This is a genomic window from Luteimonas panaciterrae, from assembly GCF_020511115.1.
Classification (GTDB): domain Bacteria; phylum Pseudomonadota; class Gammaproteobacteria; order Xanthomonadales; family Xanthomonadaceae; genus Luteimonas; species Luteimonas panaciterrae.
On the sequence record NZ_JAJAVH010000001.1, the window covers coordinates 518,791 to 545,257 of the forward strand.

The window sequence follows — 26,467 nt, forward strand, 5'->3', positions numbered from 1 at the left end:
ACCAGACAGGTACAGCGTACGTGGCCGTATCGCGTCCGGCCCGGAAGAAAAGTTCCTGATTTCTTGATTTTTGCATTTCCCGGCGGCTTCCCGGTCGCGGCGACGCTTGCCGTGGGTGGCCGCAGATCACAAAACCGGCTTGCCGGACCGGCGTCAGCCGCCGTTCGTGGCCTTCGCGTAGGATGATGCGCACCCCGTCATCCGCGCTCGCCATGAACGACACGCTTCGCACCGCTCCGCCCTCGCGCATCGCCGCCTGGCTGCTCGCGTTGCTGGCGATGTTCCTGATCGTCAAGTTCGGCCTGGTCGGCGCCTTGCTCGCGGGCCTGTTGGTCTATCAGCTGATCGACGTGCTCGCGCCGCTGGTCGAGCGCATGGTGCGCGGCCCGCGCGCGCGCGTGATCGCGGTGGTGGTGCTGGCGGTCTTCGTGGTCGGCCTGCTCACGCTGGCGATCGTGGGCGTGGTGACCTTCATCAACACCGACGCCGGTGGCCAGCAGGCATTGCTGGCGCGATTGATGGACATCATCGACGCCTCGCGCGGCCAGCTGCCGCAATGGGTGCTGCCGTACCTGCCCGAGGACATGTCCGAGCTGAGGCAGGCGCTGAAGGCCTGGATCGATGAGCATCGCGCCGAACTCAGCATCGCCGGCGCCGAGGCGGTGCAGACCGCCGCGCGCCTGCTGATCGGCATGGTGCTCGGCGCGATGATCGCGCTCTACGACGAATTCACGGCGCCGCACCTGGGGCCGTTCGGCCGGGAACTGGTCGGGCGCGTCAGCCGTTTTTCCGATTCGTTCCGGCGCGTGGTGTTCGCGCAGATCAAGATCTCGCTGCTCAACACCACGTTCACCGCGATCTTCCTGTTGGTGGTGTTGCCGCTGTTCGGCGTGCACCTGCCGTTCGCCAAGACGCTGGTGCTGATCACCTTCGTCGCCGGCCTGTTGCCGGTGATCGGCAACCTGATCTCCAACACGGTGATCACCATCGTCGCGCTGTCGGTGTCGCTGTACGTCGCGATGGCGGCGCTGGCTTATCTGATCGTGATCCACAAGCTCGAATACTTCCTCAACGCGCGCATCGTCGGCGGCGAGATCCGCGCCCGCGCCTGGGAACTGCTGCTGGCGATGCTGACCATGGAAGCCCTGTTCGGCATGCCCGGCCTGATCGTCGCGCCGATCTACTACGCCTACATCAAGCGCGAACTGGTCGATCAGGGTTGGGTGTGAGCGGATCGCCGTGAGCGGGGCATGCCGATGAGCGCGGAAGCCGCGCCGCTGCTGTCGGTCGTGATCGTGGCGGACGATCATCCGATGTTCCGCGCGGCGATGCTGCATGCGATCGATGGCATGGTCGCCGCGGGTGGCGTGATCGAGGTCGCCAGCCAGAGCGCGCTCGATGCCGCGGTCGAGGCCGCGCCGCAGATCGACCTGGTGCTGCTCGACCTGACCATGCCCGGCGCGCTCGGCTTCTCCTCGCTGGTGCGTTTGCGCAGCGAACGCCCGGAAGTGCCGCTGATCGTGATCTCCTCCAACGACCATCCGCGCACGATGCGGCGCGCGCAGCAGTTCGGCGCAGCGGGATTCGTCTCGAAGGCGGCGCCGGCGCAGACACTGCGCGAGGCCGTGCGTGCGGTGATGGCGGGCGGTACCTGGTTCATGCTGACACAAGCCACACTCGCCCAGGCCGAGCGCAGTGAGCAGGACGAGCAGTTGGCCGCGAATCTGGCCCAGCTCACGCCGCAACAGTTTCGCGTGTTGATGCTGCTGGCCGACGGTCTGCTCAACAAGCAGATCGCCGCCGAGCTCGGGTTGTCGGAGAACACGGTGAAGATCCATGTCACCGCGATCCTGTCGAAGCTGCAGTGTCGTTCGCGCACGCAGGCGGCGGTGTTGCTGAAGACACTCGATCTGGAAGACGCCCAGCAAGCCTGATCCCGAGCCTTCGCGGTGCGATGATCAGTGGTTGCGGCGATTGGCTAGCAGCAGCTGCGTCAACAGCGCGCGCAACGCGGCCGGGGCGATCGGCTTCGGGAGGAAATGCAGACCGTCGGCGATGATGCGCTCACGCAATCCCGGCTCGCGCAATCCGGAAATCACGACAGTGGGCGGAAGCGTCGTCCACACCGTGGAGAGTTCCGGCAGCAGATCCGGCCCCAGTGTTTCGCCAAGTTGGTAGTCGAGCAGCAGCACATCGGGCCGCGATTGCGCATCGTGCAATACCAGGGCGCTGCTCCGGTCGTGCGCGATATGCACTTGACCTCCCCAGCCTTCCAGCAGCGTGCGCAGCGAATCGCGGCTGTCGCGATCATCGTCGATCACCCAGATCGTGCTGCCGGACAACGGCGAAGCCGCGACGGTATCGCCCGTGCGTGGCGACGGCTGTGGCACGGGTTGAACCTCCGCCAGCGGCACGCGCAGCGAAAACACGCTGCCGCGTCCCGGCGTGGACCGCAGCACGATCCCGTGTCCGAGCAGCTTGGCGATGCGATCGACGATCGACAGGCCAAGCCCGGCATTGCGTTTGTCGCGATCGATACCGCTATCGAGACGGCGGAATTCCTCGAAGATCGCTACCTGCTTGCTCTCGGCGATGCCGATCCCGGTATCCCACACCTCGATGCGGACGTGCGGGCCCTCACGCCGGCATCCGAGCAGGACGCCGCCGTTTCGCGTGTACTGCAGCGCGTTCGACAGCAGGTTCTGCAGGGCGCGTCGCAACAACAGGGCATCGCTGCGCACGGACAGACGCGTGTCGACGATGCGCAGGCGCAGCCCGCGCGCCTGCGCGACCACGCCGAACTGCGCGGCCAGACCGGAGAATAACGGCGACAGCGGCACGCTTTCGATCTTCGGCTGCAACGCGCCCGTGTCCAGGCGCGAGAGTTCGAGCAGGCTGGCGAGCAGATCGTCCTGCGCTTCCAGTGATTGGTCGACGCGCTCGGCGAGCGCCCGCTCGTCGCCGGCCAGCCGCTCCCGCAGCGCGCCGAGCAGCATGCGCGCCGCGTTGAGCGGCTGCAGCAGATCATGCACGGCGGCGGCGACGAAGCGACCCTTGTAGCGATTGGCGTCCTCCGCCTCGGACTTGGCCTGGCGCAGGTCGTGCGTGCTCTCCTCGATGCGACGCTGCAACGTGTCGGCGAGCGTGCGCAGGTCACGTGCCGAGGCCTTGTAGCTGGTGATGTCGGCGTAGCTGGTCACGAAACCACCGTCGGGCAGGGGATTGCCGCGAATTTCCAGCACCGTGCCGTCCGGCAGTTCACGCTCGTGCACATGCGGCTGCCGGTTGCGCAGATGATCGAGGCGCCGCTGCACGGCTTCGTCGGCGGAGCCGGGGCCGAGCCAGCCGCGACGCGCGTTGTAGCGCAGCATGTCCTCGATCGGGCGGCCGATCTCCAGCAGTTCCGACGGATAACGGAAGATCTGCTGATAGCGCGAATTCCATGCCACCACGCGCAGATCGGCATCGACCACGCTGACGCCGTGCGGCAGATGTTCGAGGCTCGCGTTCTGCCCCTGCGCGGCGCGATGCGCGGCCAGCACGATGCCGTCCTGCGCGCTGCGCAGCGCCTGCGCATGGTGCGCGACCATGCGTTCGAGTTCCTCGCGACTGCGCTGGCGCAGCCGCGCCAGGCGCACGCGCTGGCGCAGGAACAGGCCAAGCAGCAGCAGCGGCAGCCAGGCCAGCAAGGTCGCCACGAACGCTGTGCGCGCGGCGAGGTCGGCACCGCGCGTGTCCTGCAACGCGCGCAGTTTCCAGGCCTGATCGGGGAGCGCGACCGTGCGCATCAGCCAGGTGCCCGACATCGCGGGCGCGTCGATGCGCACCCGCGCGGTGCCGTCGTCACCGGTGCTGTCATCGCCACGATCGAGCACATAGAGATGCGCGGCTTGTAGCTGCTCCGTCCGGTACTGGCGCGTCGCGACCAGCGCGCTGCGTTCGGTCGGCGTGAGCATGTGCAGCATGCGGTAGCGCCATGCCGGACGATTGCTGAGGAAGACGATGTCGTGCGCGTCGCTGAGCAGGAGTAGCTCCGGTGTCTTGTCCCATGCGTGTTCGATCGTGTCCAGGGTGACCTTCACCACGATCGCGCCGATGGCGCGACCGCTGGCATCGCGAATTGCTTCGGCGATGAAGTAGCCAGGGACACCCGTGGTGACGCCGACGCCGTAGAAAGTGCCGGTGCCATTACGCATCGCGTCGCGGTAATAGGGACGGAAGCGGTAGTCGACGCCGACGTTGCTGATCGGGCTTTGCCAGTTGCTGGCGGCGATGGCGATGCCGCGACGATCGATCAGCGTCAGCGTGGAGACGCGCGTGGCGCCATTGGCCTGTTCGAGCTTGCGGTTGAGCGCGGCGGTATCGACGGCTTCGGGAGGCTGCGACAAGGCCTGTCGCAACTGCGGGTCGAGCGCCAGCACCGTCGGCAGCACGCGGTAGCGATCGATCATGCCCTGCAGCGCCTGCGCGCGCAGATCGAGCTGCCGGGCCAGACGCATGCCGTCGCGCTGCGCCGTGTACGTCCAGGCGAACCAGGCCGCGAGCGCCGCGGTGCCCGTCATCGCGGCGGCGATCAGGACGACCAGGGCAGCTCTGTGGAAGCCGGGGCTGCGTAGGAGCGAGACGAAACGCATCGACGGGCGGCAAGGCCGAATGTTGCGATGCGCCATCGTGGCACAGCCGCGGCCGATGCGGGCACGACTAGTACGAATAGGTTATTGGCCGGTCTTCCCCCGGGGCGTACAACGGACGCGTCGAACGGCGGCGTCCTTGCGCCTGCCGTCATCGAGGGAGGAGGGTCCCCATGCTGAAAACCGATCTTGAGATCACCGCGCCGCCGGCGCGGGTACCGTTCTATCGTCATCTGTATTTCCAGGTGATCGTGGCCATCGTGGTCGGCGCCGTGCTCGGCCATTTCGAGCCGGCGTTCGCGGTGCAGCTCAAGCCGCTGGGCGATGCCTTCATCAAGTTGGTGAAGATGATCATCGCGCCGGTGATCTTCCTGACCATCGTCACCGGCATCGCCAGCATGACCAGCCTGAAGACGGTGGGCCGGGTGATGCTGAAGGCGATGATCTATTTCCTTGTACTGTCGACGCTGGCGCTGGTGGTCGGCCTGTTGATCGCGCACGTCGTACAGCCCGGCGCCGGTATGAACATCAATCCGGCCGAACTCGACACCACCGAGGTGACGAAGTACGCGAGCAAGGCGCACGACCTCACCCTCACCGGTTTCCTGATGGACATCATCCCGGAGACGGTGATCGGTGCCTTCACCACCGGCAACATCCTGCAGGTGCTGTTCTTCGCCGTGCTGTTCGGCATCGCGCTGGCGCTGGTCGGCAAGCCGGGCGAGCCGGTGCTGAAGTTTTTCGAGGCGCTGACCTGGCCGATCTTCAAGCTGGTCGCGATCTTGATGAAGGCCGCACCGATCGGCGCCTTCGGCGCGATCGCCTTCACCATCGGCAAGTACGGCATCGGCGCGCTGGTCAATCTGGCCTGGCTGGTCGGTTCGTTCTACGTCGGCGCGTTGTTGTTCGTGTTGGTGATCCTGGGGCTGGTGGCGCGGGTGAACGGCTTCTCTATCCTCGGATTGCTGCGTTATCTCAAGGCCGAACTGCTGCTGGTGCTGGGCACCTCGTCGTCGGAAGCCGCGCTGCCGGCGCTGATGCAGAAGATGGAGCGCGCCGGTTGCGGCAAGTCCGTGGTCGGCCTGGTCGTGCCGACCGGCTATTCGTTCAATCTCGATGGCACCAATCTGTACATGACGCTGGCGGCGCTGTTCATCGCCCAGGCCACCAACACGCACCTGTCGATGAGCGAACAACTGGGATTGCTGGCGGTGGCGATGGTGAGCTCGAAAGGCGCCGCGGGTGTGACCGGCGCGGGTTTCATCACGCTGGCGGCGACGCTGTCGGTGGTGCCGTCGGTGCCGGTGGCGGGCATGGCGCTGATCCTCGGCATCGACCGCTTCATGAGCGAATGCCGCGCGCTCACCAACTTCATCGGCAACGCGGTGGCGACGGTGGTGGTGTCGCGCTGGGAAGGCGCGCTCGATCGCGATCGCCTGGATGCCGCGCTGCATGGACACGAGTTGCCGATGCCCGAGCTCAACGAGCCCACGCTCCCCACCTGACGCGGAGACATCACGATGAAGATCCGCTGGATCGCGATCATGCTCGCGACCTGGCTGGCAATGGCCGGCCTCGCAAAAGCTCAAGCTCCATCGCCGGATATGACGCTCGATCTCTGGCCCGCGACACGACTGGCCGATGCGCCGGTTAGCGGCCCCGAGCGTGTTGGCAAGGACGGCAGCGCACGCGGCGCGGTCACGCATGTTTCGCAGCCGCGTCTTGAAATCTACAAGCCGGCGCATCCCAACGGCAGCGCGGTGCTGGTGATTGGCGGTGGCGGCTATTTCCGCATCCAGATCGGCGGCGCCGCGAAGCCGATCGCGCAATGGTTGCAGGCGACCGGCACCACGGCGGCGGTGCTGTATTACCGATTGCCGGGCGATGGCTGGAAACCCGAGGCACCGTTCCAGGACGGCCAGCGCGCGATGCGATTGTTGCGCGCGCATGCCGCCGAACTCGGCGTCGATCCGAAGCGCATCGGTGTGATCGGTTTGTCTGCGGGCGCCAATCTCGCCGGCATCGTCGCCACGCGTCCGGATTTCGCGTTCTATGCGCCGCTCGATGAGGCGGATGCGTTGCCGGCGCGTCCGGATTTCGTGGGCATGATCTATCCGGTGGTGTCGTTGCGCCCGCCGCTGAACACCACGCGTTCGGCGCGCGAGCTGTCGAAGCAGCCGGATGCGGCCGAGGCCTATTCGGTGGAAGCGCACGTCGACGCGAAGACGCCACCGACCTTCCTCGCGCAAGCGGTCGACGATCCGATCGTCAGCGTCGGTCACAGCCTGCTGATGTTCTCGACCTTGCGCAAGGCCGGCGTGCCCGCCGAGATCCACGTCTTCGAGAAAGGCGGTCACAGCTGGGGGCTGGGCGCGCCGGGTTCGACGGTGTCGGCGTGGCCACGCCTGTTCGCGGCCTGGGCGCGCAGCCACGGCTATCTCGGCGCGACGCCCGAGGACACCGCGTCGAAACCGGCGGCCGCCGATGCGAACGGCGGCTGATGCCGCGCACCACCATCTCCCCCACTTCACGAAACCGAGAGATCGCCATGAAGCAGATCCGTCCATGCGTGCTGGCTGTTGTCGTCAATCTCGCCTTGTCGGGCGTCGCCTTGCCGGCATTGGCGCAGGACGGTGCGATGTCGAATGCGGAAATGGCGCGACTGATCCGCGCGCAGGCCGCCAAGATCGATGCGCTGGAAAAACGTCTCGCGGCCCTGGAACAGCAGAACGCCACGCTGGCCGCGAGTCCCGCCGCGCCGGCCGATCCGAAGCAGCTCGACCCAAAGCAGGCCGAAGTCGCCAATGCCATCGCCGACACCACGCGGCAATCCGACATCGCGCAGCTGCAGGCGCAGGTCGCGCAACTGGCGGCCGCGAAGAACGACGGCAATCCCAACATCGACTGGCGCGACGGTAGCCCGGAATTCCGCAGCGCCGACGGCAAGTTCACCTTCCGCCCGCGTGGCCGCGTGGCATTGGACATCTCGAGCACGCGCGGTTCGGACTTCGATGCCCGCAACATCGGCGGCACCGAGATGAGCCAGGTGCGTTTGGGGGCGGAAGGCACGATCGGGCCGTTCGGCTACAAGGTCGAGGCGGATTTCGCCGACAACGCCACGTCGGTGAAGGATGCCTTCGTATCCTACGAAACCAAGGCCGGCGGGCTGCCGTTGGAAATCTATGTCGGCAACAAGCTCAAGGATCGCAGCATCGAAGGCGCCGGCACGCAGACCCGCACGCCGTTCATGGACCGCAACGCAGTAGGGACGGTGACCTCACCTGTGAATGGGTTCTACGGTCTGGGCGTGCAGGCGCGCCTGTACGGATCGAACTGGCATCTCGGCCTCGGTATCACTGGCGACGATCTCAGCAACACCGGCGAGAGCAGTGATTCGGTGGCCTATACCGTCCGCGCGCATTGGAATCCGATCAAGCGCTCGCAGGGATTCGTGCATCTGGGCGGCTGGTACTACTACGAGAACCTCTCCGACGACGTGCTCAGCATCAACAAGACCTCGCGTATCGGGCTCGGTTTCAACGACAACCTGCGCGTCTCGGCGAGCGCCATCGACAATCCCACCGACGATCACGGCTGGGGTTATGAGATCGGTGGCGTGTATCGCAGCATGTATGGCTTCGTGGAGCAGGGCGAGCGCACCATCAATTCCAGCACCGAACCCAGCGTCGAGCACAAGGCGACGTCGGTCTACGGCGGCTGGATGATCACCGGCGAGAAGCCCGGTTTCAGCGCGCGTTCCGGCGTCTGGGGCACCACGCGTGTGGCCAATCCGGTGGGCGAGGGCGGGTGGGGCGCGTTCGAGGTGGCCGTGCGCTACGACGATTACGACTTCACCGACGCACCGCGCGGCGGCGAGGGCAAGGCCTACACCTTGGGCCTGAACTGGCACCTCAACGACTGGGTGAAGCTGATGCTCGACTACGTGCACTGGAAGACCGACAACCAGGTCGGCAGCTTCCGTGGCCTGGATACCGGCGACACCATCGGTCTGCGAACGCAGGTGGTGTTCTGACGCCAGCCGCTGCGTGTCGCGGCGATGCGTCAGCGCCAGTCGGCGCGTTCGGCTTCCGTCAGTGGCAGGTCGACGGCGGCGCCGTCGCGTGCGGATCGCAGCGCCGCTTCCAGCACGGCCACCGTCGCCAAGGCTTGCGCCGGCGTGACCGGTGCGTCGGTGTCATGGAGGATCGCATCGCGCACGCCTTCGTAGTAGCGGCGCTGATCGCCTGATGGCACTGGGAGTTGCTTCGGTGCGTCGCCGCTGCCGTCGAACAGCAGCAGCGGATCATCGTCCTCACCCCAGCCGGGATCGCCCGGACGCATCCCGCGCAGCAGTTGCGACTCCTGCGGATCAAGATCCCGTTTGACCAGACTGCCGCGCGTGCCATGCACGGTGAAGCGGGCACTGCCGCCGGCGACCAGCATGCCGGCATGCAGGATTGCACGAGCCTGGCCGTAATCCAGCACGACATGCGCCCAATCGAGCGTGCGGCCGCCGTCTCGCTGCGTGGCGAAATCGGCATTCACGCGATGCGGCAGGCCGAGCAGTTGCAAGGTCTGATCGATGAGATGCGGGCCGAGATCGAACCAGATGCCGCCGCCGGGCACGTTACGCTCGCGCCAGCGATCGCGCACTTCGGGGCGGAAGCGGTCGAAATGCGTCTCCAGATGCACGACCTCGCCGATCAGGCCATCGTCGATCGCCTGCTTCACCGCGAGGAAATCGCTGTCCCAGCGCCGGTTCTGGAATACCGACAGCTTGCGTCCGCGCTCTCGCGCCAGCGCGACCAGCGCTCTCGCTTCGTCCAGCGTAAGCGTGAACGGCTTGTCCACGACCACGTGCTTGCCCGCCTCGAGCGCGGCGCGCGCCAGAGGGGCGTGGCTGTCGTTGGGCGAGGCGATCACGACGAGATCGACGCCAGGATCGGCGATGGCCTGGAGCGGATCGTCGATCACCCGCGCATCCGGGAAATCCGCATGCACCTTGCTCGCATCACGCGAAGCCACCACGGCCAGTTTCAGCCCCAGCGTGGTGGCGATCAGCGGCGCATGAAAGGTCTTGCCGGCGAAACCGTAGCCGATCAGGGCGACGTTGAGCGGTTTCGTCACTTCCATTCGAACAGTTTGAAATACGTCTGCGGCGGATTGCCGCCTTCCTCGTCGACGATGCCGTCGCCATTGCGGTCGAACAGGTAGTAGGCCGGCCCGCGGGCAGGTTGCACCTTCACCGCGCGCAGCTTGCCGGCGACGCGGTATTGGGTGATCACATCGCCGTTGTCGTGGGTCACGGTGGTCGGCTCGGCATCGGGCGGGATGTCCGCTTCCGAGGCACCACCGTGGCTGGCGCCTCCCATCGTGGCGCAGCCGGCGAGCGCCAGCGACGAGGACAGCAGCAACGCGATATGAACTCGATTCACGACGGGCTCCTCGATATCTGTAAGGGATAGTATGCGCCGCCGCGGCGTTGGCCAGGAGTGACGGTACGTCAACGCTCAGTCTCGCGACAGCAGTAGAATCCCCGCATGACACGCCTAGTCCTGATCGACGGTTCCTCCTACCTCTATCGCGCCTTCCACGCGCTGCCGCCGCTGTCCAACGCCCAGGGCGAGCCCACCGGCGCGCTGTTCGGCGTGGTGAACATGCTGCGCGCGCACCTGAAGGAAAAACCCGATTACCTCGCCTTCGTGGTCGACGCGCCGGGCAAGACCTTCCGCGACGAGCTCTACCCCGAATACAAGGCCAACCGCGCGGAGATGCCGGGTGATCTGCGCGCGCAGATCGAGCCGATGATGGAAGTGGTCGAGGCACTGGGCATTCCGCTGCTGCGCATCACCGGTGTCGAGGCCGACGATGTGATCGGCACGCTCGCGCTCGCCGCGGCGGCCGACGGGATCGACGTCACCATCTCCACCGGCGACAAGGATTTCGCGCAGCTGGTGCGCCCGCATGTGGAACTGGTCAACACGATGAGCGGCAGCCGCATGGACTCCGATGCCTCGGTGATCGAGAAGTTCGGCGTGGCGCCGGGACGGATCGTCGATCTGCTGGCACTGATGGGCGACACCATCGACAACGTCATCGGCGTGGAGAAGTGCGGACCGAAGACCGCGGCGAAATGGCTGGAACAGTACGGCTCGCTCGAGGATGTGATCGCCAATGCGGACGGCATCAAGGGCAAGGTCGGCGACAACCTGCGCGCCGCGTTGCCGCGCCTGCCGCTGAATCGCACGCTGGTGACGATCAAGACCGATGTGCCGTTGGAACAGGCGCCAACCGCGTTGACGATGCGCGAGCGCGACGTCGAGAAGCTGCGCGAGCTGTACAAGCGCTTCGGCATGAACCAGGCGTTGCGCGAGCTCGAAGGCGCGAGCACCGGCAGCGATGCGGTGGCGCCGGCGCCGGGTTCCTCGCGTCGTGGCGGCGCGGCGTTCATCACCGCGCCCGCGGCGGAATCCGAAACGCCCGATGCCGAACTGGCCGCGCCCGGCCGCTACACGGCCGTCACCACCGAGGAACAATTCGAAGCCCTGCTCGCCAGCCTGCGCGCGGCGGACAGCTTCGCTTTCGACAGCGAAACCGACGCGCTCGACGCGATGCGCGCCAATCTGGTCGGCCTGAGCTTCAGCACGACGCCAGGTGAAGCCTGGTACGTGCCACTCGGCCACATTTATCCCGGCGCGCCGCCGCAACTCGACCTGGGCAAGACACTCGCCGCGCTCGCGCCGCTGTTCGCCGATCCGAACAAGAAGAAGATCGGTCAGCACGGCAAGTACGACCTGCACGTCCTGCGCCGCCACGGCGTGAACGTGGCCGGCTACGCCGAGGACACGATGCTGGAGAGTTTCGTGCTCGACTCCGGCCGCACGCGCCACGACATGGACTCGCTGGCGACGCGCTATCTCGGCTACCAGACCATCAAGTACGAGGAGGTGGCGGGGAAGGGCAGCAAGCAGATCTCCTTCTCGCAGGTCGCCATCGACGACGCCACGCGCTACGCCGCCGAGGACGCCGACGTCACACTGCGCCTGCATCGCGTGTTCGAGCCGAAGATCGCCGCCGAGGCGGGGCTGGAGCGCGTCTATCGCGAAATCGAGATGCCGCTGGTGCCCGTGCTCGAACGCGTGGAGAGCAACGGCGTGATGATCGACGCCGAGGAGTTGCGCCGGCAGAGCGCGGACCTGTCCAAGCGCATGCTGGCCGCGCAGCAGAAAGCCACCGAGTTGGCCGGACGCAGCTTCAATCTCGATTCGCCCAAGCAATTGGGCGCGTTGTTATTCGACGAGCTGAAACTGCCGGTGCTGGTGAAGACGCCATCGGGCGCGCCGTCGACGAACGAAGAGGCGCTGGAGGCGATCGCCGATCAGCACGAACTGCCGCGCGTGATCCTCGATTACCGCGGCTTGGCCAAGCTGCGCAGCACCTACACCGACAAGCTGCCGGAGATGGTCAATCCCGACACCGGCCGCGTGCATACCAGCTATCACCAGGCCGGTGCCGCCACCGGACGGCTGGCCTCGACCGATCCCAACCTGCAGAACATCCCGATCCGTACCGACGACGGCCGCCGCATCCGCCGCGCCTTCGTCGCGCCGGCGGGGCGCAAGCTGGTAGCCTGCGACTACTCGCAGATCGAGCTGCGCATCATGGCGCACCTGTCCGAGGACGCCGGCCTGCTGCGCGCCTTCGAATCCGGCGCCGACATCCATCGCGCCACGGCGGCGGAAGTGTTCGGCAAGCCGCTGGACGAGATTTCCGGCAACGAGCGCCGCGCCGCCAAGGCGATCAATTTCGGCCTGATGTACGGCATGAGCGCCTTCGGCCTGGCCCGCAACCTCGGCATCGCCCGTGGCGAGGCGCAGGACTACATCGCGTTGTATTTCTCGCGTTATCCCGGCGTGCGTGACTTCATGGAGCGCACGCGCCAGGAAGCGCGCGAGAAAGGCTTCGTGGAAACCGTGTTCGGCCGCCGCCTCTACCTCGAATACATCAACAAGGGCACGCAGGGGCAGCGCGCCGGCGCCGAGCGCGCGGCGATCAACGCGCCGATGCAGGGCACCGCAGCCGACATCATCAAGCGCGCGATGGTCGCCATCGACGGCTGGCTGGCGGAACAGGCCGGGCGCGCCATCATGATCCTGCAGGTGCACGACGAACTGGTGTTCGAGACGGACGCCGATTTCGTCCAGACGCTGCTGCCGGAGGTGACCAAGCGCATGTCCGCCGCCGCGCAGTTGCGCGTTCCGTTGGTCGTGGACAGTGGAATCGGCGACAACTGGGATGAAGCGCACTGACTATCGGTGGAAAGCATCGTCTTGCGCACTGCATGCAATGCGCATGCGATCTGTGTGCAAAGCAGCGTAAAGGCCGCGTAGACGCGATCAACGTCACCGATATGGAAACGATTTCCACCGCGAGTAAACACGCGCTGAACCCAACAAAAACTTAACACGACGCTTCACGAACTATCCATGCACTGGGTGGTCATATACGCCGTGACAGATGCAATGTCTGTCACTGAGATCACTCCCTCCCCTGGAGTCGATCCCCGGAACGAAGGCCCCTCCCCAGGCCCCGTTCCCCAGCCCCGTTGGCCCCCCCTGCCTGCGGGGCTTTTTATTGCCCCGCATTTTATGCGGAGCAATAAAACCCAAAGTTTGCAGTGCAAACTTTGGGTCCCGCTATGTTCCCCCAATCCCCGCGGCTTCGCCGCGCGCGTATGCGGATCCCTCCGCAAGAGCCCGGCCATCCATGGCCGGACTTTCCACAAAAAGCGACACACAATCAGCGTTTTCTTGGGGAGTGAATGCCATGTCCGATCTGTTTGCGCTTTCGGCGCCGTGGTGGCACTTCGTGCTGCGGGCGGTGGCGATCTATTTCGTGGTGATGCTGCTGATCCGGATTTCGGGCAAGCGCGCGGTGGGGCAGTTCACGCCGTTCGATCTGGTGCTGCTGATCCTGATCGGCAACGCGGTGCAGAACGGGCTCAACGGTGGGGACAATTCACTCACGGGCGCCGTGGTGCTGGCCGGATGCCTGATCGCGCTCAATTACGCGGTGGCGTGGCTGACGGCACGCAGCGCGGTGGCGCGGCGCATCGTCGAGGGCGAGCCGGTGGTGGTGGCGCAGGATGGCCGCGTGTTCCACGACGTGCTCAGGCATGAGCTGGTCAGCAAGGCCGATTTCCACGAGGCGATGCGCGAGGCGGGGTGTTCCGACGTCGCATTGATCAAGCTGGCGCTGCTGGAGACCAACGGCCACATCAGCATTACGCAAAGGGATGGGTGAGTAAGGGCATGCTTTGCGCGGTATTGCCGCGCAGCCCTTGCGAGCGTCCGGTCGCGGGCGGCCGGGCAGGACGCTCCGAAGTCATTGCGCAACGCCAGGGAGTGCGGAGGCCATCTTGATAAAGAGGAGCCTGCTGTGCAGTTGGGGACGAACGAATTACGAGGCCAATTCCCCCAACCAATCGCGCGGCCGCAGATACTCCTGCAGGCGTGCTTCGGCGCTGCCTGCCTCGGGTATGAAGCCGTACTCCCAGCGCACCAGCGGCGGCAGGCTCATCAGGATCGATTCGGTGCGGCCGCCACTCTGCAGACCGAACAAGGTGCCGCGATCCCAGACCAGGTTGAATTCGACGTAACGTCCGCGCCGGTACAGCTGGAAATCGCGCTCGCGCTCGCCGTAGGGTGTGTCGCGGCGGCGTTCGACGATCGGCAGGTAGGCGTCGAGGAAGCCGTCGCCGACGGCGCGCTGGTAGGCGAAGTCGCGTTCGAAGTCCTGGTTCAGGTCATCGAAGAACAGGCCGCCGACGCCGCGCGTCTCGCCGCGATGCTTGAGGAAGAAATACTCGTCGCACCAGCGCTTGTGGGCGTCGTAGCGGTCCTCGCCGAACGGCGCGCACAGTGCCTGCGCGGTGCGATGCCAGTGCAGCACGTCCTCGTCGACCGGATAGAACGGCGTGAGGTCGAAACCGCCGCCGAACCACCAGGCCACGGTCTCGCCATCGCGCTGGGCGCGGAAGTGGCGCACGTTGGCATGCGTGGTCGGCAGATGCGGATTGCGCGGATGGAACACCAGCGAGACACCGACCGCGCGCCACGAAGCGCCCGCCAGCTCCGGCCGCGCGGCGGTCGCCGTCGGCGGCAGCTTGGTGCCGGAAACGTCGGAAAACCCGATCCCGGCCTGCTCGAAGACCGCGCCGTCGCGCAGGATGCGCGTGCGTCCGCCGCCGCCTTCCGGGCGTGACCAAAGATCTTCCTTGAAACGCGCGGCGCCATCGGCGCCTTCAATCGCCTTGCAGATGCGGTCCTGCAGGTCGGCCAGGTAAGCGTGGACGCGATCGAAATCGTTCATGCCGCCATTGTAGGGCACCGCCGATTCGATCCCAGGTGACGTTTTGTCCTAGCCCCGAGGGCGCTCGGAGTTGGGTTCGCATCGGCGAACGAAGTCAGTCGCCGCGCGCTTGCAGGGCCCACGCCCGCCAGGCGTTCATGAGATCGGCCAGCGCCTGCGCGGTGCGGCCGTAGGTGTCCGGCAATGCCGCCTCGAACCCGGACAGGCCGGCGTTGAGCTTGCGCAGGTGCCCGTGCCCGCTGTGGCCGGCGGTGAAATTCCAGCCGACCATGCGGTTCACCATGACCTGGATGACGCCGAAGCTCGCGACTTCGCGCCAGGCGACGCGATGCGAGCGGAACAGCGAGCGCATCTCGAATCCTTCCGCATCCAGGCGCAGATGGCTCGCGCCGGGCAGCAGATTGAGGAGCGCAACCAGCGCGCACAACGCGAAGAACGCGCCGCCGAGGGTGCCGATCCAGAAGTGCTCCGGCAGCAGGCGGAAGCTGCCGTACGCGAGTGCCGCCGAGGCGGCCAGCATCAGCAGCCAGCGTCCTTTCGACAGCCGCAAGGTCAATGTCTTGCCGGGGCCGGGCGCGTCGTCGCTCATGATGACGTTTCCGCGATCAGAACTGCGTGCCGGAAGACTCGAGGTGCGCGGCGAATTCCGCGCGCACTCGCGGCGAACGCAGCTTCCATATCAGCCAGGCGAACAGGGCGGCGAAGACCAGACCGAATGCGGCGCTGAACAACCGGGAGATGATCGACGTCGCTTCCATCTGCGCTTGCATCATGGCCTGCATCTCTGGCCGGACTTCCTGTCCCATCATCATCAATCCCTGGAAGTGGTCCATCATCGACCACTGCAACGGAATCATGACGATCTGCCAGACGATGAGCAGCGCGAGCAAGGCGATGAACAATTTGCGCCCCCATTCCCGGCGCTTGAGCAATCCGACCGACGCCGTCACGAAGAGCAGGTTCTGCACGACGAACAGCACCGCCAGCCAGGGCAGCCATTCCAGCGCCATCGACAAGAACGCCGATGCCTGCGGATCGAGCGCGAGCTGCTCCTGCATCTTGGAGAACAAGCCCGCGCGGCCGGCGGCCAGGAACATCACCGCCTGTAGCGCCAGCATGAGCAGGCCCAGGCCGGCGAGGCAGAGGGTGATCCAGGCCGTCGCGTTCACGAACGAAGAGCGTGGCACGGGCGGCAGTGGCGGCGGGATGGCGGGTGTGTTCATTGTTTGAGAGTCCGTTCGAACAGCTCGTCGATGCGGCGGTATTCGTCATACCAGCTGTCCGGATGCACGAAGCTGTGACGTTCCAGCGGGTAGGGCGCGATTTCCCACTTGTCCTTGCGCAATTCGATCAGCTTCTGCGTCAGCATCACCGAGTCGCGGAAGAAGACGTTGTCGTCGAGCATGCCGTGGCAGATCAACAGATGATCCTGCAAGCCGTCGGCGAATTCCATGGGTGAGGAAAGCTTGTACGCCTCCGGGTCGATGTCCGGGGTGTTGAGGATGGCCGACGTGTAGCCGTGGTTGTACTGCGACCAGTCGGTGACCGGGCGCAGCGCCGCGCCGGCCTTGAAGACGCCGGGCGCGCGGAACAGCGCCATGAAGGTCATGAAGCCGCCGTAGCTGCCACCGTAGATGCCGGCGCGATCGCGGTCGCCTTGTTTCTCGGCGATCAGCCATTCGAGACCGTCGAGATAATCCTCCAGCTCCGGGTGACCCATGTTGCGATAGATTGCGGTGCGCCAGTCGCGACCGTAGCCCTGGCTGGCGCGGTAATCGAGATCGAGCACGATGTAACCCTGCTGGACCAGCAGGTTGTGGAACATCTGCTCGCGGAAGTAGTTCGGATAGCGCGCGCTGACGTTCTGCAGATAGCCGGCGCCGTGCACGAACATCACGACTGGATACTTCTTGCCGGCTTCCAGCTGCTTCGGGCCGTAGAACTTGCCCCAGATCGTCCCGGCGCCATGCTTGGACGGCACCTGCACGATCTGCGGCGGAATCCAGTCGATGGCCTTGAAGGCGGGCTTGCGCGTATCGGTGAGTTCGCGCGCCGTGCCACCGTTCGCATCGACCACGGCCAGCTGGATGGGAACGTAGCTGGCCGAGTGCCGGATCAGCAACTGGTTGCCGCTGGGAGAAAGCGCGAAGCTTTCCACGCCGTCGAGCGAAGTGAGCTCGCGCACCTCGCCGCCGGTGGCGGGCACCGAGCACACTTCGTAATCCCCCGGCGCCTTGCGATTGCAGAGGAAGAAGAACGTGCGGCCATCCGGCGAAAGGCTCGGCGCCGACACTTCCCAACGGCCCGATGTGAGCGCGCGCCCCTTGCCGCCGTCGGCAACATAGAGATGCGAATAGCCCGACTGCTCTGATTGCAGCCACAGCTTGTTATCCGGCGTCCACCCGAAATCGTTGTAGTCCCAGCCGATCCAGGCCGCATCATGCAGGCGATGGCGCGATTGCAGCGTCGCATTGGCCAGATCGACCTCGGCGATCCAGCGATCCTTGTTGTCCACCGAGCGCAGCATCAGCGCGACGTGGCGGCCGTCACTGCTCCAGCGGATGGTGTTGCTGCCGTCGACCTCCTCGCTGGTGAGATAAAGGTCGCGATTGCCTTGCAGCGTCGGTTTGCCGGCGGCCTTGCGCAGATCGGCGAGCGGGTCGTCCTGGATGCCCGGCAGGGAGTCGAACTTGAGTTCGCGCGCGGACGCATTGGCGATGTCCACCAGCCACGCCTTCTGCGGCGGCGGCGGATTGCGGCCGACGCGGGTGCGCGCTTCCTCGGTTTCCTCGTAACCGGATTCGGTCACGTACTTCGGCAGCTTGCTCTTCTGGCCTTCGTCGGTGTCCTTGGGTTGCGTCACCGCGATCAGCCAGCGCCCTTCCGGCGACAGCACGCTGTCGACGATCGCGACGTCCTTGCCGAAATAGACCGCGGCGGCCGCGCGGCTCGGATCGGCCTTGCGCCATTGCAGATCCTGCTCGCGCGCCGCGTCCTTGCGCGCCTTGTCGTCGCGCAACGTGGCGATGTAGCGCAGCTGGCGCGCGCGCAGCTCGTCTGAGAGTTCATTTGCCGATGGCTTCGCCGGATCGTCCTCGGCCTTGAGATTGGATGCCTGCGTGATGCCGTCGCGCGCCGTCCAGCGGAACCAGTTCTCGTCAGAGCGCCACACCAATGCGCCGGAGCTCGACCATTGCGGACGTGATTCCTTGGCGTCGCTGCGGGTGAGCTGGGTGAGCGCGCCGGTTTTCAGATCGCGCACGAAGATGTCGTCGTTGCGCTGGAAGGCCATGCGCGTGCCCGTGGCATCGATCACCTGCTGCGCGCCGTCGATATCGGCGAGCGCTGCGCCATCCAACCGTGCCGCCGCGCCACCGTCCACGCGCTGCGCATACGTGTCGCGGATGCTGCCGCCGTCGCGCTTGAGCAGGTAGTACGCCTGCTTGCCGTCCCACGACCACCAGGCCTGCTCGACCGGCGGGCCGATCCAGTCGGGATCGGCCATGATCTGGGTCATGGTCAGCGGCTGCGCAGGCGCGGCCGCTGACGAGAGGGCCAGCAGCAGGGCCGTGGAGAAAGCGGACGAACGAAGCATCGGGACGGGCTCGCGAGCGGAAAAACCGCAGGGTAGCAGCCGTTTCGCGTGCCCGGACCGGCCGGTGGTCATGCTGGCCGGCCGAATTCTTCCAATCCGCAAACAGTTCTGACGACTTGGCGCGCGATCTCGCATTCGCGCGCCGGATCGTGGATGCCATCACCAGCTGAAACCGGCGCCTCCCATCAGGCTCTTCTCGCCACCACCGAAGGCGGCGCCGATCGACACACTGGCGCGATCACCGATGGCGCGCTGGTAACCCACGGCCATCGCCTTCTCGCTGCCCTGACCGCCGACGCCGACCCCCACGCGATTGTGTCCCGCCAGGCCCGCGGTGTTCATCGCCATGCCGGCATAGGCGCCGCTCATCGCCGCCATCTTGTCGATGCGCTTGTCCATCTGCCGGAAGCGATCGTCGATGTCGGTGCGGAAGCCAGCCAATGCCTGATCCGTGTACTCCTTGGCCGACGCCAGGGTCTTGGTGGCCGTGGTGTCGGTGTATTCCTTGGCCGATTGCAGGGTTTCGGCATCGCCGGTATCCATTTGGCCTTTGTTGACCGCGTCGCTGGCTTCGACACCGTCTGCGAGGTTGGTGATGCGCGTGCCGTCCTGTCCCTTCAGGATGACCTGCTCGCCGTCTTCGAGCGGAACCTCGCCACCGCTGGGCGGATCGTAGAACACCGCATCGTCTAGGCGCGTGGAGAGAGCGCTCAGGCGTTGATCGACGGCGAAGAAGGCGTCGCCGACGTTGTGATAGTCGATACCTCGGATGGAGTAGGCAGGAGCCATGAATACGCCCTCTGCGAAATGGGCGTTGCCGCCTAGAGCCAATGCCATGGGTTCCATTTGAAAAAGATTGACGGCGTCGATCCCTTGCGTCGCCGCTTCGACATTGATGATCTGCCGCCTCATCGACGCGGAGCCCACAGCGACCGTGTTGATTCGGCTGTCACTGATGGAGAATGCGCCTAGAGCGACATTATTGTCTCCCCTGGCTGTGCTTCCATGGCCAAGAGCCAGGGCGCCTTCGCCAAAGGCAGAGCTGTTGTAGCCGAAGGCATTGCTATATTTTCCGTGGCAAGGCTTCCAACGCCGAAAGCACCGCTGTAGGCCCGAGAGAAAAATTGTCGGTACCGAAAGCGCTGCTGTAATCGCCGCCCGCGAAATTGTTGCTGCCAAAAGCGTTGCTGTTGAAGCCGCGGGCTTGGTTTACGGAACCAAAAGCATTGCTTTCGCTGCCGAAAGACCTGTTGAACCTTCCGAACGCGTTACTGTTGTCCTCGTAGGCAGTGTTGCCGGCGCCAAAGGCATTGCTGGCAATACCTGCTGCCCTGTTGATGACACCGAAGGCGCTGCTGCTGTCCGCTTCGGCGAAGTTGTAGCTCCCATATGCATTGCTCATGTTGCCGCCACTAATATTCCACGCGCTTACGGCATTGCTGTTGGCGTAGATGGCGGCATTCCATTCACCATAAGTACTCGAGGTGCCGGTACAGGTGGAGTTTGCTTCGCCATGCATATTGCCTCGATAGATGCTGCCACCGTCAGGGCAGATGACCTGGGTCCAGGTGGAGCCAGACATGATCAGCAGCAGAATTGCGACAGAGGACGCGACAAAAGCAGGCCGACCGCCGGATCGGCGATCGGAATGGATAGTCGAGCACATGAGTTCCCCCCGAGGAAAGTTGAGTGCCGCGAATGGAAACATCCCGGTCGTGCACAACTCTATGCCTGGATAATCTTCAAAGATGCGCCGTTCGAATTTCTCGATTTATCCTTGTTTAAGGATGATGCCGATGACAATGCGAATCGAGATGCCGACAACCGTTTACGAATCGGTCAGGAGAAACTGTTCAGCCCCATGTATCGGGGCGATTGGCTGCCGCCGAGCGTGATCAGGCCATCGCGCGCACGGGAAAGACGAGTGGTGGAAATGCCCGATGCCGCGTCGGCATCACGCGCCAGCGAATCGATCAGCAGATCGGCCTGCCAGATCATGGGCTTGTCCTCCGAGCCGATCGCTTTCGCCAGCGCATCGCGATCGGCACGCATGCCGTGCAGGATCGCGAAATCGGGCGTGGCGAGCATGCGCGCCCAAGCGCGATGCAGCTTGCAACGCAGCGTGCGCGGATGCGTGGCGCCAAGCGCGGTGGTCATCGCCGCGACTGCGCGTTCGAAGTAATCGCTCGCGCCGGTAAGGTCGTGCGCCAGCAGGCGGCAGCGCCCGAGGCTGTCGAGCGCTTCGGCGGCATTGGCGTTGGCCGGATTGTCGCTGGTGGCCAGTGCATCGGAGAGAGCAGTCTTGAGCGCGGGTTCGGCGGCGGCACAGTCACCGTTCTGCAACCAGGTCTCGCCGATGATCCACTGCATGCGGCCGCGTTCGAAGGAAGGTTCCATCGGATGGTCGCGCAGGTAGTTCGCGGCTTCGCGTGCCAGCGGCGCAGCTTCGGCGCTGCGCAGCGCATAGTTGAGGATCTTCGCCTTGACCAGGCCGATCTCGATGCGATCGCGCGGGTTCTGGATGCCACTGGCCGCCACGGCTTGCAGGTTGCGTTCGATCACGGCCAACGCCCTGTCGTACTCGCCGTTGCCGGAATAGGCCTGCGCCAGCTGGCTGCGCGCGATCATGGTGCGGTTGGATGCGAAGCCGACCAGCTTCTCCTGTTGCGGCACCACTTCTTCGAGGATCGGAATGGCATGGGCGTAATCGCCCAGGCGGGAATAGGCGAGGCCGACGTTGAAGCGGCTGACTAGGCGCTGCAATTTGTTGGCGTCGGGGGACTGACGCACCAGCGTGTACGACTTCTGGAAATTGGCGAGGGCTTCGCGCGGACGGCCGGTGCCGAGTTGCAGATGCCCCAGATTGTTGTACAGCAGCGCATAGCTGGCGGTGCCGGTGGCGGCGGCCTGTTCGTAGAGCGAGATCGCGGTGTGCAGATCGCGTTCCGCCTCTTCCGTGCGTCCGATCTCCGACAGCGCCCACGCGCGCTGCGACAGCAGGATCGCATCGGCCGGTTCACCGTGCAGGACGACGCCACGCAGGCGCGGGCGTTCGCGATCGACCAGGCGCAACGCGCGATCGTACTGATAGGTCTCCAGATAGGCGGAGCCCAGCGCCTCGATGCGCCCGGCGTAGAGTTCGCCGTGATCGGCATGCGCGGTGCGCAGCAGCGCGACGGCGCGATCGAGATGCGGGATGGATTTGTCGTGCAGGGTCAGGTTTTGATAGACATCGCCGAGTTCGCCGAGCAGTTGTGCCTTGGCGATGGGATCGTTCGGGAAATAGCCGTCGATGCGTTCGCCGGCGCGATCGAGCAACTGCATCGCGGTGAGCTTGGCGCCGTCGGTGTTGTCGGGTGCGTTGGCGGCGAAGATGTCGCGCATGAACGCCAGCGTGGTCTCGGCGCGCTCCCGTTGCTGGTGTTCGGCATGCGCGCGCTGGAACGCGTAGAACGCGCTGCCGGCCAACGCCAGCGCGAACACGGCGACCACGGCGGTCGCGACCCGGTTCCTGCGCACGAACTTGCTTGCGTGGTAGGCGAACGTGTCGCCACCGACCGAGACGGTGCGGCCTTCCAGAAAGCGCCGCAAATCCGTGGAGAACGCCGCCACGCTGGCATAGCGGCGCGGCGGCTCCTTGGCCAGCGCGGTCTGCACGATGCGGGTGAGATCGCCGCGCACGAAGCGGCGGAACGCGGTGGGGCTGGTGTCGCGCTGCGCGATGCGGGCGCGAACGTCTTCCGGATCGCCGGTGACCAGCGCCTTGTCCATGCGATCGGCGGTGCGCGAGGTGATCGTCTCGGCGGTGGCGCGCAGATCGTCCTGGTCGACGCGATAGGGCAGTTGGCCCGCGAGCAGTTGATAGAGGATCACGCCGAGCGCGTAGACGTCGGTGGCGGCGCTGATGGTGCCGCCGGTGATCTGTTCGGGCGCGGCGTATTCGGGCGTGAAGCCGGCGAACACCCCGGTGCGGGTGGTGCCTGGCGTGTCGTCGATGCGCTTGGCGACGCCGAAGTCGAGCACCTTGGGATGGCCTTCCTCGTCGACCAGGATGTTGGCCGGCTTGAGATCGCGATGCACGACGAAATGTTCGTGTGCGTGCTGCACGGCGGCGCAGACCGCGCGGAACAGTTCGATGCGCGCGTGCAGGCCGAGCCGGTGCGCGTCGGCCCAGTCGACGAGATTGCCGCCGTCGACGTATTCGAGCGCGAACCAGGGACGGCTTTCGGCATCGAGGCCGTGGTCGAGCAGCCGCGGAATATTCGGATGGGACAGCGCGGCCAGGATGCGCCGCTCCTGCAGGAAGCGCTGCGCCTGCAGGCTGCCGTCCCAGCGTCGATGCAGTCGCTTGAGCGCGGCGCGTTGCAACGTGTCGCCATCGTCGCGGCGTGCCGCGTACACGGTGCCCATGCCGCCGCGGCCGAGCACGCGCTCCAGCAGCCAGGGCCCGGCGTGATCGCCTAGGACGCCTTCCTCGTCATCGGCGAGAGACTTGCCAAGGTCAAACTTGCCGACATCGCGCGACAGGATGTCTGCGATGCCCTGATCGAACGCATTGGTGCTGGCATCGGCGGCCAGCATGCGTTCCAGGTCCGCGCGCAGATCGCGATCGTCGGCGCAGACTTCCTGCAGCCATTGCGCGCGCGATTCTGGAGGCAATTCGATGGCATGGTCGAACAACGCCGACAGGCGGCGCCAGCGTTCCGGATCGACCGAGACGCTCATCGCTCGGTATCGTCCAGATGCGCGAGCAGAAAAGCACGCGCCTTGCGCCAATCACGATGCACGGTGCGTTCGGTGAGGCCGAGGTGCGCGGCGATCTCGGCGAATTCCATGCCGCCGTAGAAGTGGTATTCGACGACCGTGACCAGGCGCGGATCGAGTTGTTCCAGCGCGGCGAGCCCTTGCTCGATGGCGAGGATGTCGACGCGATCGTTCTCGGCGGCCATGGGGATGTCCGTGGCCAGGGTCACGCGCACGCGATCGCCGCCGCGCTTGTGCGCGGCCGCGGCGCGCACGTGGTCGACCAGCACGCAGCGCATCGCCTTGGCGGCCAAGGCGAGGAAGGCGCCGCGATCACTGGCGTCGACGGTGTTGCCGGCGAGTTTGAGATAGGTCTCGTGCACCAGCAGCGTGGTGGAGAGCGTGGCGCGGGAGCGGCGGCCGGACAATTCGCGGCGTGCGAGCACCCGCAGCTGCTGGTACAGCTGTTCGAAGCGTGCGCGATAGTCCGGATCGTTCCGCTGGGCGACGGGCACGAGCGTGCTGGCAGCGGAAGTGGTATCGAACATCGTCTCCCTCCCCGGAGCGAGTCTTGGCCACATCCGCGCCGATTATGCGCTCAAGACATGGACAAAACGTCACATTTACGCAATCCATGATACGGAGCACACTATCTTAACCAGCGCTGCCCCGCGCTGCGGAGAACGCCCGTGGACACGCTCCTGTTGTCGCGGATCCAGTTCGGCTTCGTGATTTCGTGCCACATCCTGTTTCCGGCCTTCACCATCGGGCTGGCGAGCTGGCTGGCCTTCCTGGAATTCCGCTGGCTGCGCACACGCGATCGCGTCTGGCTCGATCTGTATGCGTTCTGGCTGAAGGTCTTCGCGGTCTCGTTCGGCATGGGTGTGGTGTCGGGCATCGTGATGAGTTTCCAGTTCGGCACCAACTGGTCGGTGCTGTCGGAACGGGCGGGCAACATCCTCGGTCCGCTGCTGTCGTACGAGGTGCTCACCGCGTTCTTCCTGGAAGCGACGTTCCTCGGCGTGATGCTGTTCGGCATGCGGCGCGTGCCGGAGAGACTGCATTTCCTCGCCACATGCATGGTGGCGCTGGGCACGCTGATCTCCACGTTCTGGATCATCTCGGCCAACAGCTGGATGCAGACGCCGGCCGGTTACACCCTGGTCGACGGTGCCGACGGTATCGGTATTTTTGAACCGGATGACTGGTGGCGGATCGTCTTCAATCCTTCGTTCCCATACCGGCTGGCGCACATGGTGCTGGCCGCGTTCCTCACCACCTGTTTCGTGATCGGAGGTGTCAGCGCGCGTTATCTGCATCGCGGCGAGCACGCCGATGCGGCGAAGCGGATGCTGAGGCTGGCGGTGGTGTTCGCGGCGATCACGGTGCCGTTGCAGATCTTCGCCGGCGATCAGCATGGCTTGAACGCGCTCGAGCATCAGCCGATCAAGGTCGCGGCCATGGAGGCGCACTGGAAGAGCGAGGGCGAGGGAGAAGGCGTGCCGCTGGTGTTGTTCGCGGTGCCGAACGAGGCGCGGGAACGCAACGATCACGAGATCGCGATTCCGCGGCTGGGCAGCTTGATCCTCACGCACTCCATGAATGGCGAGATTCCGCCGCTGACCTCGGTGCCGCGCGATCAGCGGCCGCCGGTGAAGCCGGTGTTCTATGCGTTCCGGGTGATGGTGGGGCTGGGCGTGGCGATGCTGGCGCTGATGCTGCTGTCGTTGTGGATGTGGTGGCGCAAGCGGTTGTTCACCACGCGCTGGGTGCTGGTCGGATGGCGTGCGATGACGTTGTCCGGCTTCATCGCCATCCTCGCCGGCTGGTATGTGGCGGAGATCGGGCGGCAGCCGTATGTGGTGTATGGATTGTTGCGCACGGCCGATGCGGTGAGTCCGACACTCGCCGCCGGCAGCGTGCTGGCTTCACTGCTCGTCTTCGTCACGGTGTATCTGGCCGTATTCGGTGCGGGTGTCTGGTATCTGTTCAAGCTGATCCGCAAGGGGCCGCAGCCGTTCGATCTTCCGGCGATGGAGGAGGGCAAGGACAAGCGGCCTGCACGTCCGTTGTCGGTGGCGGATGAACCCTGGGAGGGACAGACATGATCGAGCACTGGCTGCCCATCCTCTGGTTCTGCGTGATCGGCTTCGGCGTGCTGATGTACGTGCTGCTCGATGGTTTCGTGCTGGGCCTCGGCATCCTGGCGCCGTTCGCCGAGGACGAGAAGCAGCTCGACCACATGATGAACACCGCCGCGCCGATCTGGGACGGCAACGAGACCTGGCTGGTGCTGGGCGGTGCGGGATTGCTGGCGGCGTTTCCGAAGGCGTATGCGCTGATCCTGTCGGCGCTGTACCTGCCGGTGCTGCTGATGCTGATCGCGCTGGTGTTCCGCGGCGTCGCGTTCGAATTCCGCTTCAAGGCGCATCGCGCCAAGCGCTGGTGGGGCGCGGCGTTCGCGCTCGGGTCGTTGTTCGCGGCATTCGCGCAGGGGGTGATCCTGGGCGCGATCGTCGAGGGCATGCCGCTGGCCGACGGCAAGTACATCGGCGGCGCGTTCGGCTGGTTCAGCCCGTTCTCGATGCTGACCGGCGTGGCGGTGGTGTTCGGCTACGCGTTGCTCGGCTCGACCTGGCTGATCCTGAAGACCGAGGGCGCGATGCAGCAGGTGGCGCGCACCCTGGCCCGGCCGCTGGTGCTGGTGGTGGTGGCCTTCATGGGGTTGGTGAGCGCGTGGCTGCCGTTCCTCGACTCGCGGATCATGGCGCGCTGGTTCGAGGGTGGGAATTTCTGGTGGCTCTCGCCCATCCCGCTGCTGGTGCTGGCGAATGCGTTCTGGCTGTGGCGCGCGGCGATGCATCGGGATCGCGACGCCCGGCCGTTCATGCTGACGCTGAGTTTCTTCGCGCTCGGCTTCGCCGGTCTCGTGCTCGGCATCTGGCCGTATCTGGTGCCGCCGGTGCTGACGATCTGGCAGGCGGCCTCGCCGCCATCGTCGCAGGCGTTCGTGCTGGTGGGGCTGGTCGTGCTGCTGCCGGCGATCCTTGGCTACACCTACTGGTCGTACTCGGTGTTCAGGGGAAAGATCGCGGCGGATGCGGGATACCACTAGCCAGCGTTTTCA

20 protein-coding genes and 1 pseudogene are annotated in these 26,467 nt (G+C 65.5%); 9 read left to right on the forward strand and 12 right to left on the reverse strand.

Annotation, left to right across the window (positions count from 1 at the left end):
• Positions 1-212 precede the first annotated feature (212 nt).
• Both LG367_RS02300 and LG367_RS02305 read left to right on the forward strand, forming a co-directional pair.
• Positions 213-1,229, forward strand: coding sequence for an AI-2E family transporter (locus LG367_RS02300; protein ID WP_226467594.1), 1,017 nt, complete (start codon positions 213-215; stop codon positions 1,227-1,229).
• Positions 1,230-1,256: 27 nt separating this feature from the next.
• Positions 1,257-1,934 carry a LuxR C-terminal-related transcriptional regulator gene (locus LG367_RS02305; protein WP_226467595.1) on the forward strand — a complete coding sequence of 226 codons (678 nt, stop codon included), beginning with the start codon at positions 1,257-1,259 and terminating at the stop codon, positions 1,932-1,934.
• A 24-nt stretch (positions 1,935-1,958) separates the two neighbouring features.
• Here LG367_RS02305 and LG367_RS02310 read toward each other — a convergent pair whose 3' ends face one another.
• Entirely contained in the window at positions 1,959-4,634 is a 2,676-nt protein-coding gene (locus LG367_RS02310; protein WP_226467596.1) for a PAS-domain containing protein, read from the reverse strand.
• 170 nt (positions 4,635-4,804) lie between these two features.
• On the opposite strand from LG367_RS02310, the gene LG367_RS02315 reads away from it, so the two are divergent.
• Genes LG367_RS02315 through LG367_RS02325 form a run of 3 tightly spaced genes read left to right on the forward strand, consistent with a single transcriptional unit; the run spans position 4,805 to position 8,664 of the window.
• A complete protein-coding gene (locus LG367_RS02315) occupies positions 4,805-6,136 on the forward strand; it encodes a dicarboxylate/amino acid:cation symporter (protein ID WP_226467597.1) in 1,332 nt (443 codons plus the stop codon).
• Positions 6,137-6,151: 15 nt separating this feature from the next.
• A complete protein-coding gene (locus LG367_RS02320) occupies positions 6,152-7,132 on the forward strand; it encodes an alpha/beta hydrolase (protein WP_226467598.1) in 981 nt (326 codons plus the stop codon).
• 47 nt (positions 7,133-7,179) lie between these two features.
• A complete protein-coding gene (locus tag LG367_RS02325; protein ID WP_226467599.1) occupies positions 7,180-8,664 on the forward strand; it encodes a porin in 1,485 nt (494 codons plus the stop codon).
• A 29-nt stretch (positions 8,665-8,693) separates the two neighbouring features.
• Here LG367_RS02325 and LG367_RS02330 read toward each other — a convergent pair whose 3' ends face one another.
• Together LG367_RS02330 and LG367_RS02335 are read right to left on the reverse strand one after the other, a co-directional pair.
• Positions 8,694-9,758: an oxidoreductase gene (locus tag LG367_RS02330; RefSeq protein WP_226467600.1), complete on the reverse strand. Its 1,065-nt coding sequence runs from the start codon at positions 9,756-9,758 to the stop codon at positions 8,694-8,696.
• A complete protein-coding gene (locus LG367_RS02335) occupies positions 9,755-10,066 on the reverse strand; it encodes a DUF2782 domain-containing protein (RefSeq protein ID WP_425490890.1) in 312 nt (103 codons plus the stop codon). The genes LG367_RS02330 and LG367_RS02335 overlap by 4 nt, the downstream gene beginning before the upstream one ends.
• Positions 10,067-10,171: 105 nt before the next feature.
• Between LG367_RS02335 and polA the strand changes: the two genes are divergently transcribed.
• Together polA and LG367_RS02345 are read left to right on the forward strand one after the other, a co-directional pair.
• The gene (gene polA / locus LG367_RS02340) at positions 10,172-12,940 is read left to right on the forward strand and encodes a DNA polymerase I (protein ID WP_226467601.1); all 2,769 of its coding nucleotides are present in this window, start codon (positions 10,172-10,174) and stop codon (positions 12,938-12,940) included.
• Positions 12,941-13,457: 517 nt separating this feature from the next.
• Positions 13,458-13,934, forward strand: a complete 477-nt coding sequence (locus LG367_RS02345; protein WP_226467602.1) for a DUF421 domain-containing protein — start codon at positions 13,458-13,460, stop codon at positions 13,932-13,934.
• Between the two features lie 156 nt (positions 13,935-14,090).
• On the opposite strand, the gene hemF is transcribed toward LG367_RS02345, so the two are convergent.
• The 9 genes and pseudogenes from hemF to LG367_RS02390 form a co-directional block, all read right to left on the reverse strand.
• A complete protein-coding gene (hemF, locus tag LG367_RS02350) occupies positions 14,091-15,002 on the reverse strand; it encodes an oxygen-dependent coproporphyrinogen oxidase (protein ID WP_226467603.1) in 912 nt (303 codons plus the stop codon).
• A gap of 94 nt (positions 15,003-15,096) precedes the next feature.
• Positions 15,097-15,591, reverse strand: coding sequence for a hypothetical protein (locus LG367_RS02355; protein ID WP_226467604.1), 495 nt, complete (start codon positions 15,589-15,591; stop codon positions 15,097-15,099).
• Positions 15,592-15,607: 16 nt separating this feature from the next.
• Complete coding sequence (locus LG367_RS02360) at positions 15,608-16,225, reverse strand: hypothetical protein (RefSeq protein WP_226467605.1); 618 nt, start codon at positions 16,223-16,225, stop codon at positions 15,608-15,610.
• Complete coding sequence (locus LG367_RS02365; RefSeq protein ID WP_226467606.1) at positions 16,222-18,597, reverse strand: S9 family peptidase; 2,376 nt, start codon at positions 18,595-18,597, stop codon at positions 16,222-16,224. Before LG367_RS02365 ends, LG367_RS02360 begins: the two co-directional genes overlap by 4 nt.
• 159 nt (positions 18,598-18,756) lie before the next feature.
• Complete coding sequence (locus tag LG367_RS02370; protein WP_226467961.1) at positions 18,757-19,386, reverse strand: YadA-like family protein; 630 nt, start codon at positions 19,384-19,386, stop codon at positions 18,757-18,759.
• 177 nt (positions 19,387-19,563) lie between these two features.
• Positions 19,564-19,749: pseudogene (locus LG367_RS18730) on the reverse strand (hypothetical protein); the annotation flags it as partial.
• Entirely contained in the window at positions 19,661-20,263 is a 603-nt protein-coding gene (locus LG367_RS02380) for a hypothetical protein (RefSeq protein ID WP_226467607.1), read from the reverse strand. The pseudogene LG367_RS18730 and the gene LG367_RS02380, both read right to left, overlap by 89 nt.
• A 173-nt stretch (positions 20,264-20,436) precedes the next feature.
• Positions 20,437-23,322: a serine/threonine-protein kinase gene (locus LG367_RS02385; protein ID WP_226467608.1), complete on the reverse strand. Its 2,886-nt coding sequence runs from the start codon at positions 23,320-23,322 to the stop codon at positions 20,437-20,439.
• Positions 23,319-23,888 (reverse strand): ECF-type sigma factor, encoded by a 570-nt coding sequence (locus tag LG367_RS02390; RefSeq protein WP_226467609.1) that lies wholly within the window; start codon positions 23,886-23,888, stop codon positions 23,319-23,321. Before LG367_RS02390 ends, LG367_RS02385 begins: the two co-directional genes overlap by 4 nt.
• 141 nt (positions 23,889-24,029) lie before the next feature.
• Here LG367_RS02390 and LG367_RS02395 point away from each other — a divergent pair, with 141 nt between their 5' ends.
• Both LG367_RS02395 and cydB read left to right on the forward strand, forming a co-directional pair.
• Positions 24,030-25,448: a cytochrome ubiquinol oxidase subunit I gene (locus tag LG367_RS02395; protein ID WP_226467610.1), complete on the forward strand. Its 1,419-nt coding sequence runs from the start codon at positions 24,030-24,032 to the stop codon at positions 25,446-25,448.
• On the forward strand, positions 25,445-26,455 hold the full coding sequence (gene cydB / locus LG367_RS02400) for a cytochrome d ubiquinol oxidase subunit II (protein ID WP_226467611.1): 1,011 nt from the start codon (positions 25,445-25,447) through the stop codon (positions 26,453-26,455). The genes LG367_RS02395 and cydB overlap by 4 nt, the downstream gene beginning before the upstream one ends.
• The last annotated feature ends 12 nt before the right edge of the window (positions 26,456-26,467 follow it).

Excerpts from the sequence above, each read along its gene's own strand:
- polA (WP_226467601.1), top strand. The coding sequence starts at position 10,172 with ATGACACGCCTAGTCCTGATCGACGGTTCCTCCTACCTCTATCGCGCC.
- LG367_RS02320 (WP_226467598.1), top strand. The coding sequence starts at position 6,152 with ATGAAGATCCGCTGGATCGCGATCATGCTCGCGACCTGGCTGGCAATG.
- LG367_RS02390 (WP_226467609.1), bottom strand. The coding sequence starts at position 23,888 with ATGTTCGATACCACTTCCGCTGCCAGCACGCTCGTGCCCGTCGCCCAG.
- LG367_RS02310 (WP_226467596.1), bottom strand. The coding sequence starts at position 4,634 with ATGCGTTTCGTCTCGCTCCTACGCAGCCCCGGCTTCCACAGAGCTGCC.
- LG367_RS02345 (WP_226467602.1), top strand. The coding sequence starts at position 13,458 with ATGTCCGATCTGTTTGCGCTTTCGGCGCCGTGGTGGCACTTCGTGCTG.
- LG367_RS02380 (WP_226467607.1), bottom strand. The coding sequence starts at position 20,263 with ATGTGCTCGACTATCCATTCCGATCGCCGATCCGGCGGTCGGCCTGCT.
- LG367_RS02365 (WP_226467606.1), bottom strand. The coding sequence starts at position 18,597 with ATGCTTCGTTCGTCCGCTTTCTCCACGGCCCTGCTGCTGGCCCTCTCG.
- LG367_RS02325 (WP_226467599.1), top strand. The coding sequence starts at position 7,180 with ATGAAGCAGATCCGTCCATGCGTGCTGGCTGTTGTCGTCAATCTCGCC.
- LG367_RS02360 (WP_226467605.1), bottom strand. The coding sequence starts at position 16,225 with ATGAACACACCCGCCATCCCGCCGCCACTGCCGCCCGTGCCACGCTCT.
- LG367_RS02315 (WP_226467597.1), top strand. The coding sequence starts at position 4,805 with ATGCTGAAAACCGATCTTGAGATCACCGCGCCGCCGGCGCGGGTACCG.
- cydB (WP_226467611.1), top strand. The coding sequence starts at position 25,445 with ATGATCGAGCACTGGCTGCCCATCCTCTGGTTCTGCGTGATCGGCTTC.
- hemF (WP_226467603.1), bottom strand. The coding sequence starts at position 15,002 with ATGAACGATTTCGATCGCGTCCACGCTTACCTGGCCGACCTGCAGGAC.
- LG367_RS02300 (WP_226467594.1), top strand. The coding sequence starts at position 213 with ATGAACGACACGCTTCGCACCGCTCCGCCCTCGCGCATCGCCGCCTGG.
- LG367_RS02305 (WP_226467595.1), top strand. The coding sequence starts at position 1,257 with ATGAGCGCGGAAGCCGCGCCGCTGCTGTCGGTCGTGATCGTGGCGGAC.
- LG367_RS02370 (WP_226467961.1), bottom strand. The coding sequence starts at position 19,386 with ATGGCTCCTGCCTACTCCATCCGAGGTATCGACTATCACAACGTCGGC.
- LG367_RS02385 (WP_226467608.1), bottom strand. The coding sequence starts at position 23,322 with ATGAGCGTCTCGGTCGATCCGGAACGCTGGCGCCGCCTGTCGGCGTTG.
- LG367_RS02355 (WP_226467604.1), bottom strand. The coding sequence starts at position 15,591 with ATGAGCGACGACGCGCCCGGCCCCGGCAAGACATTGACCTTGCGGCTG.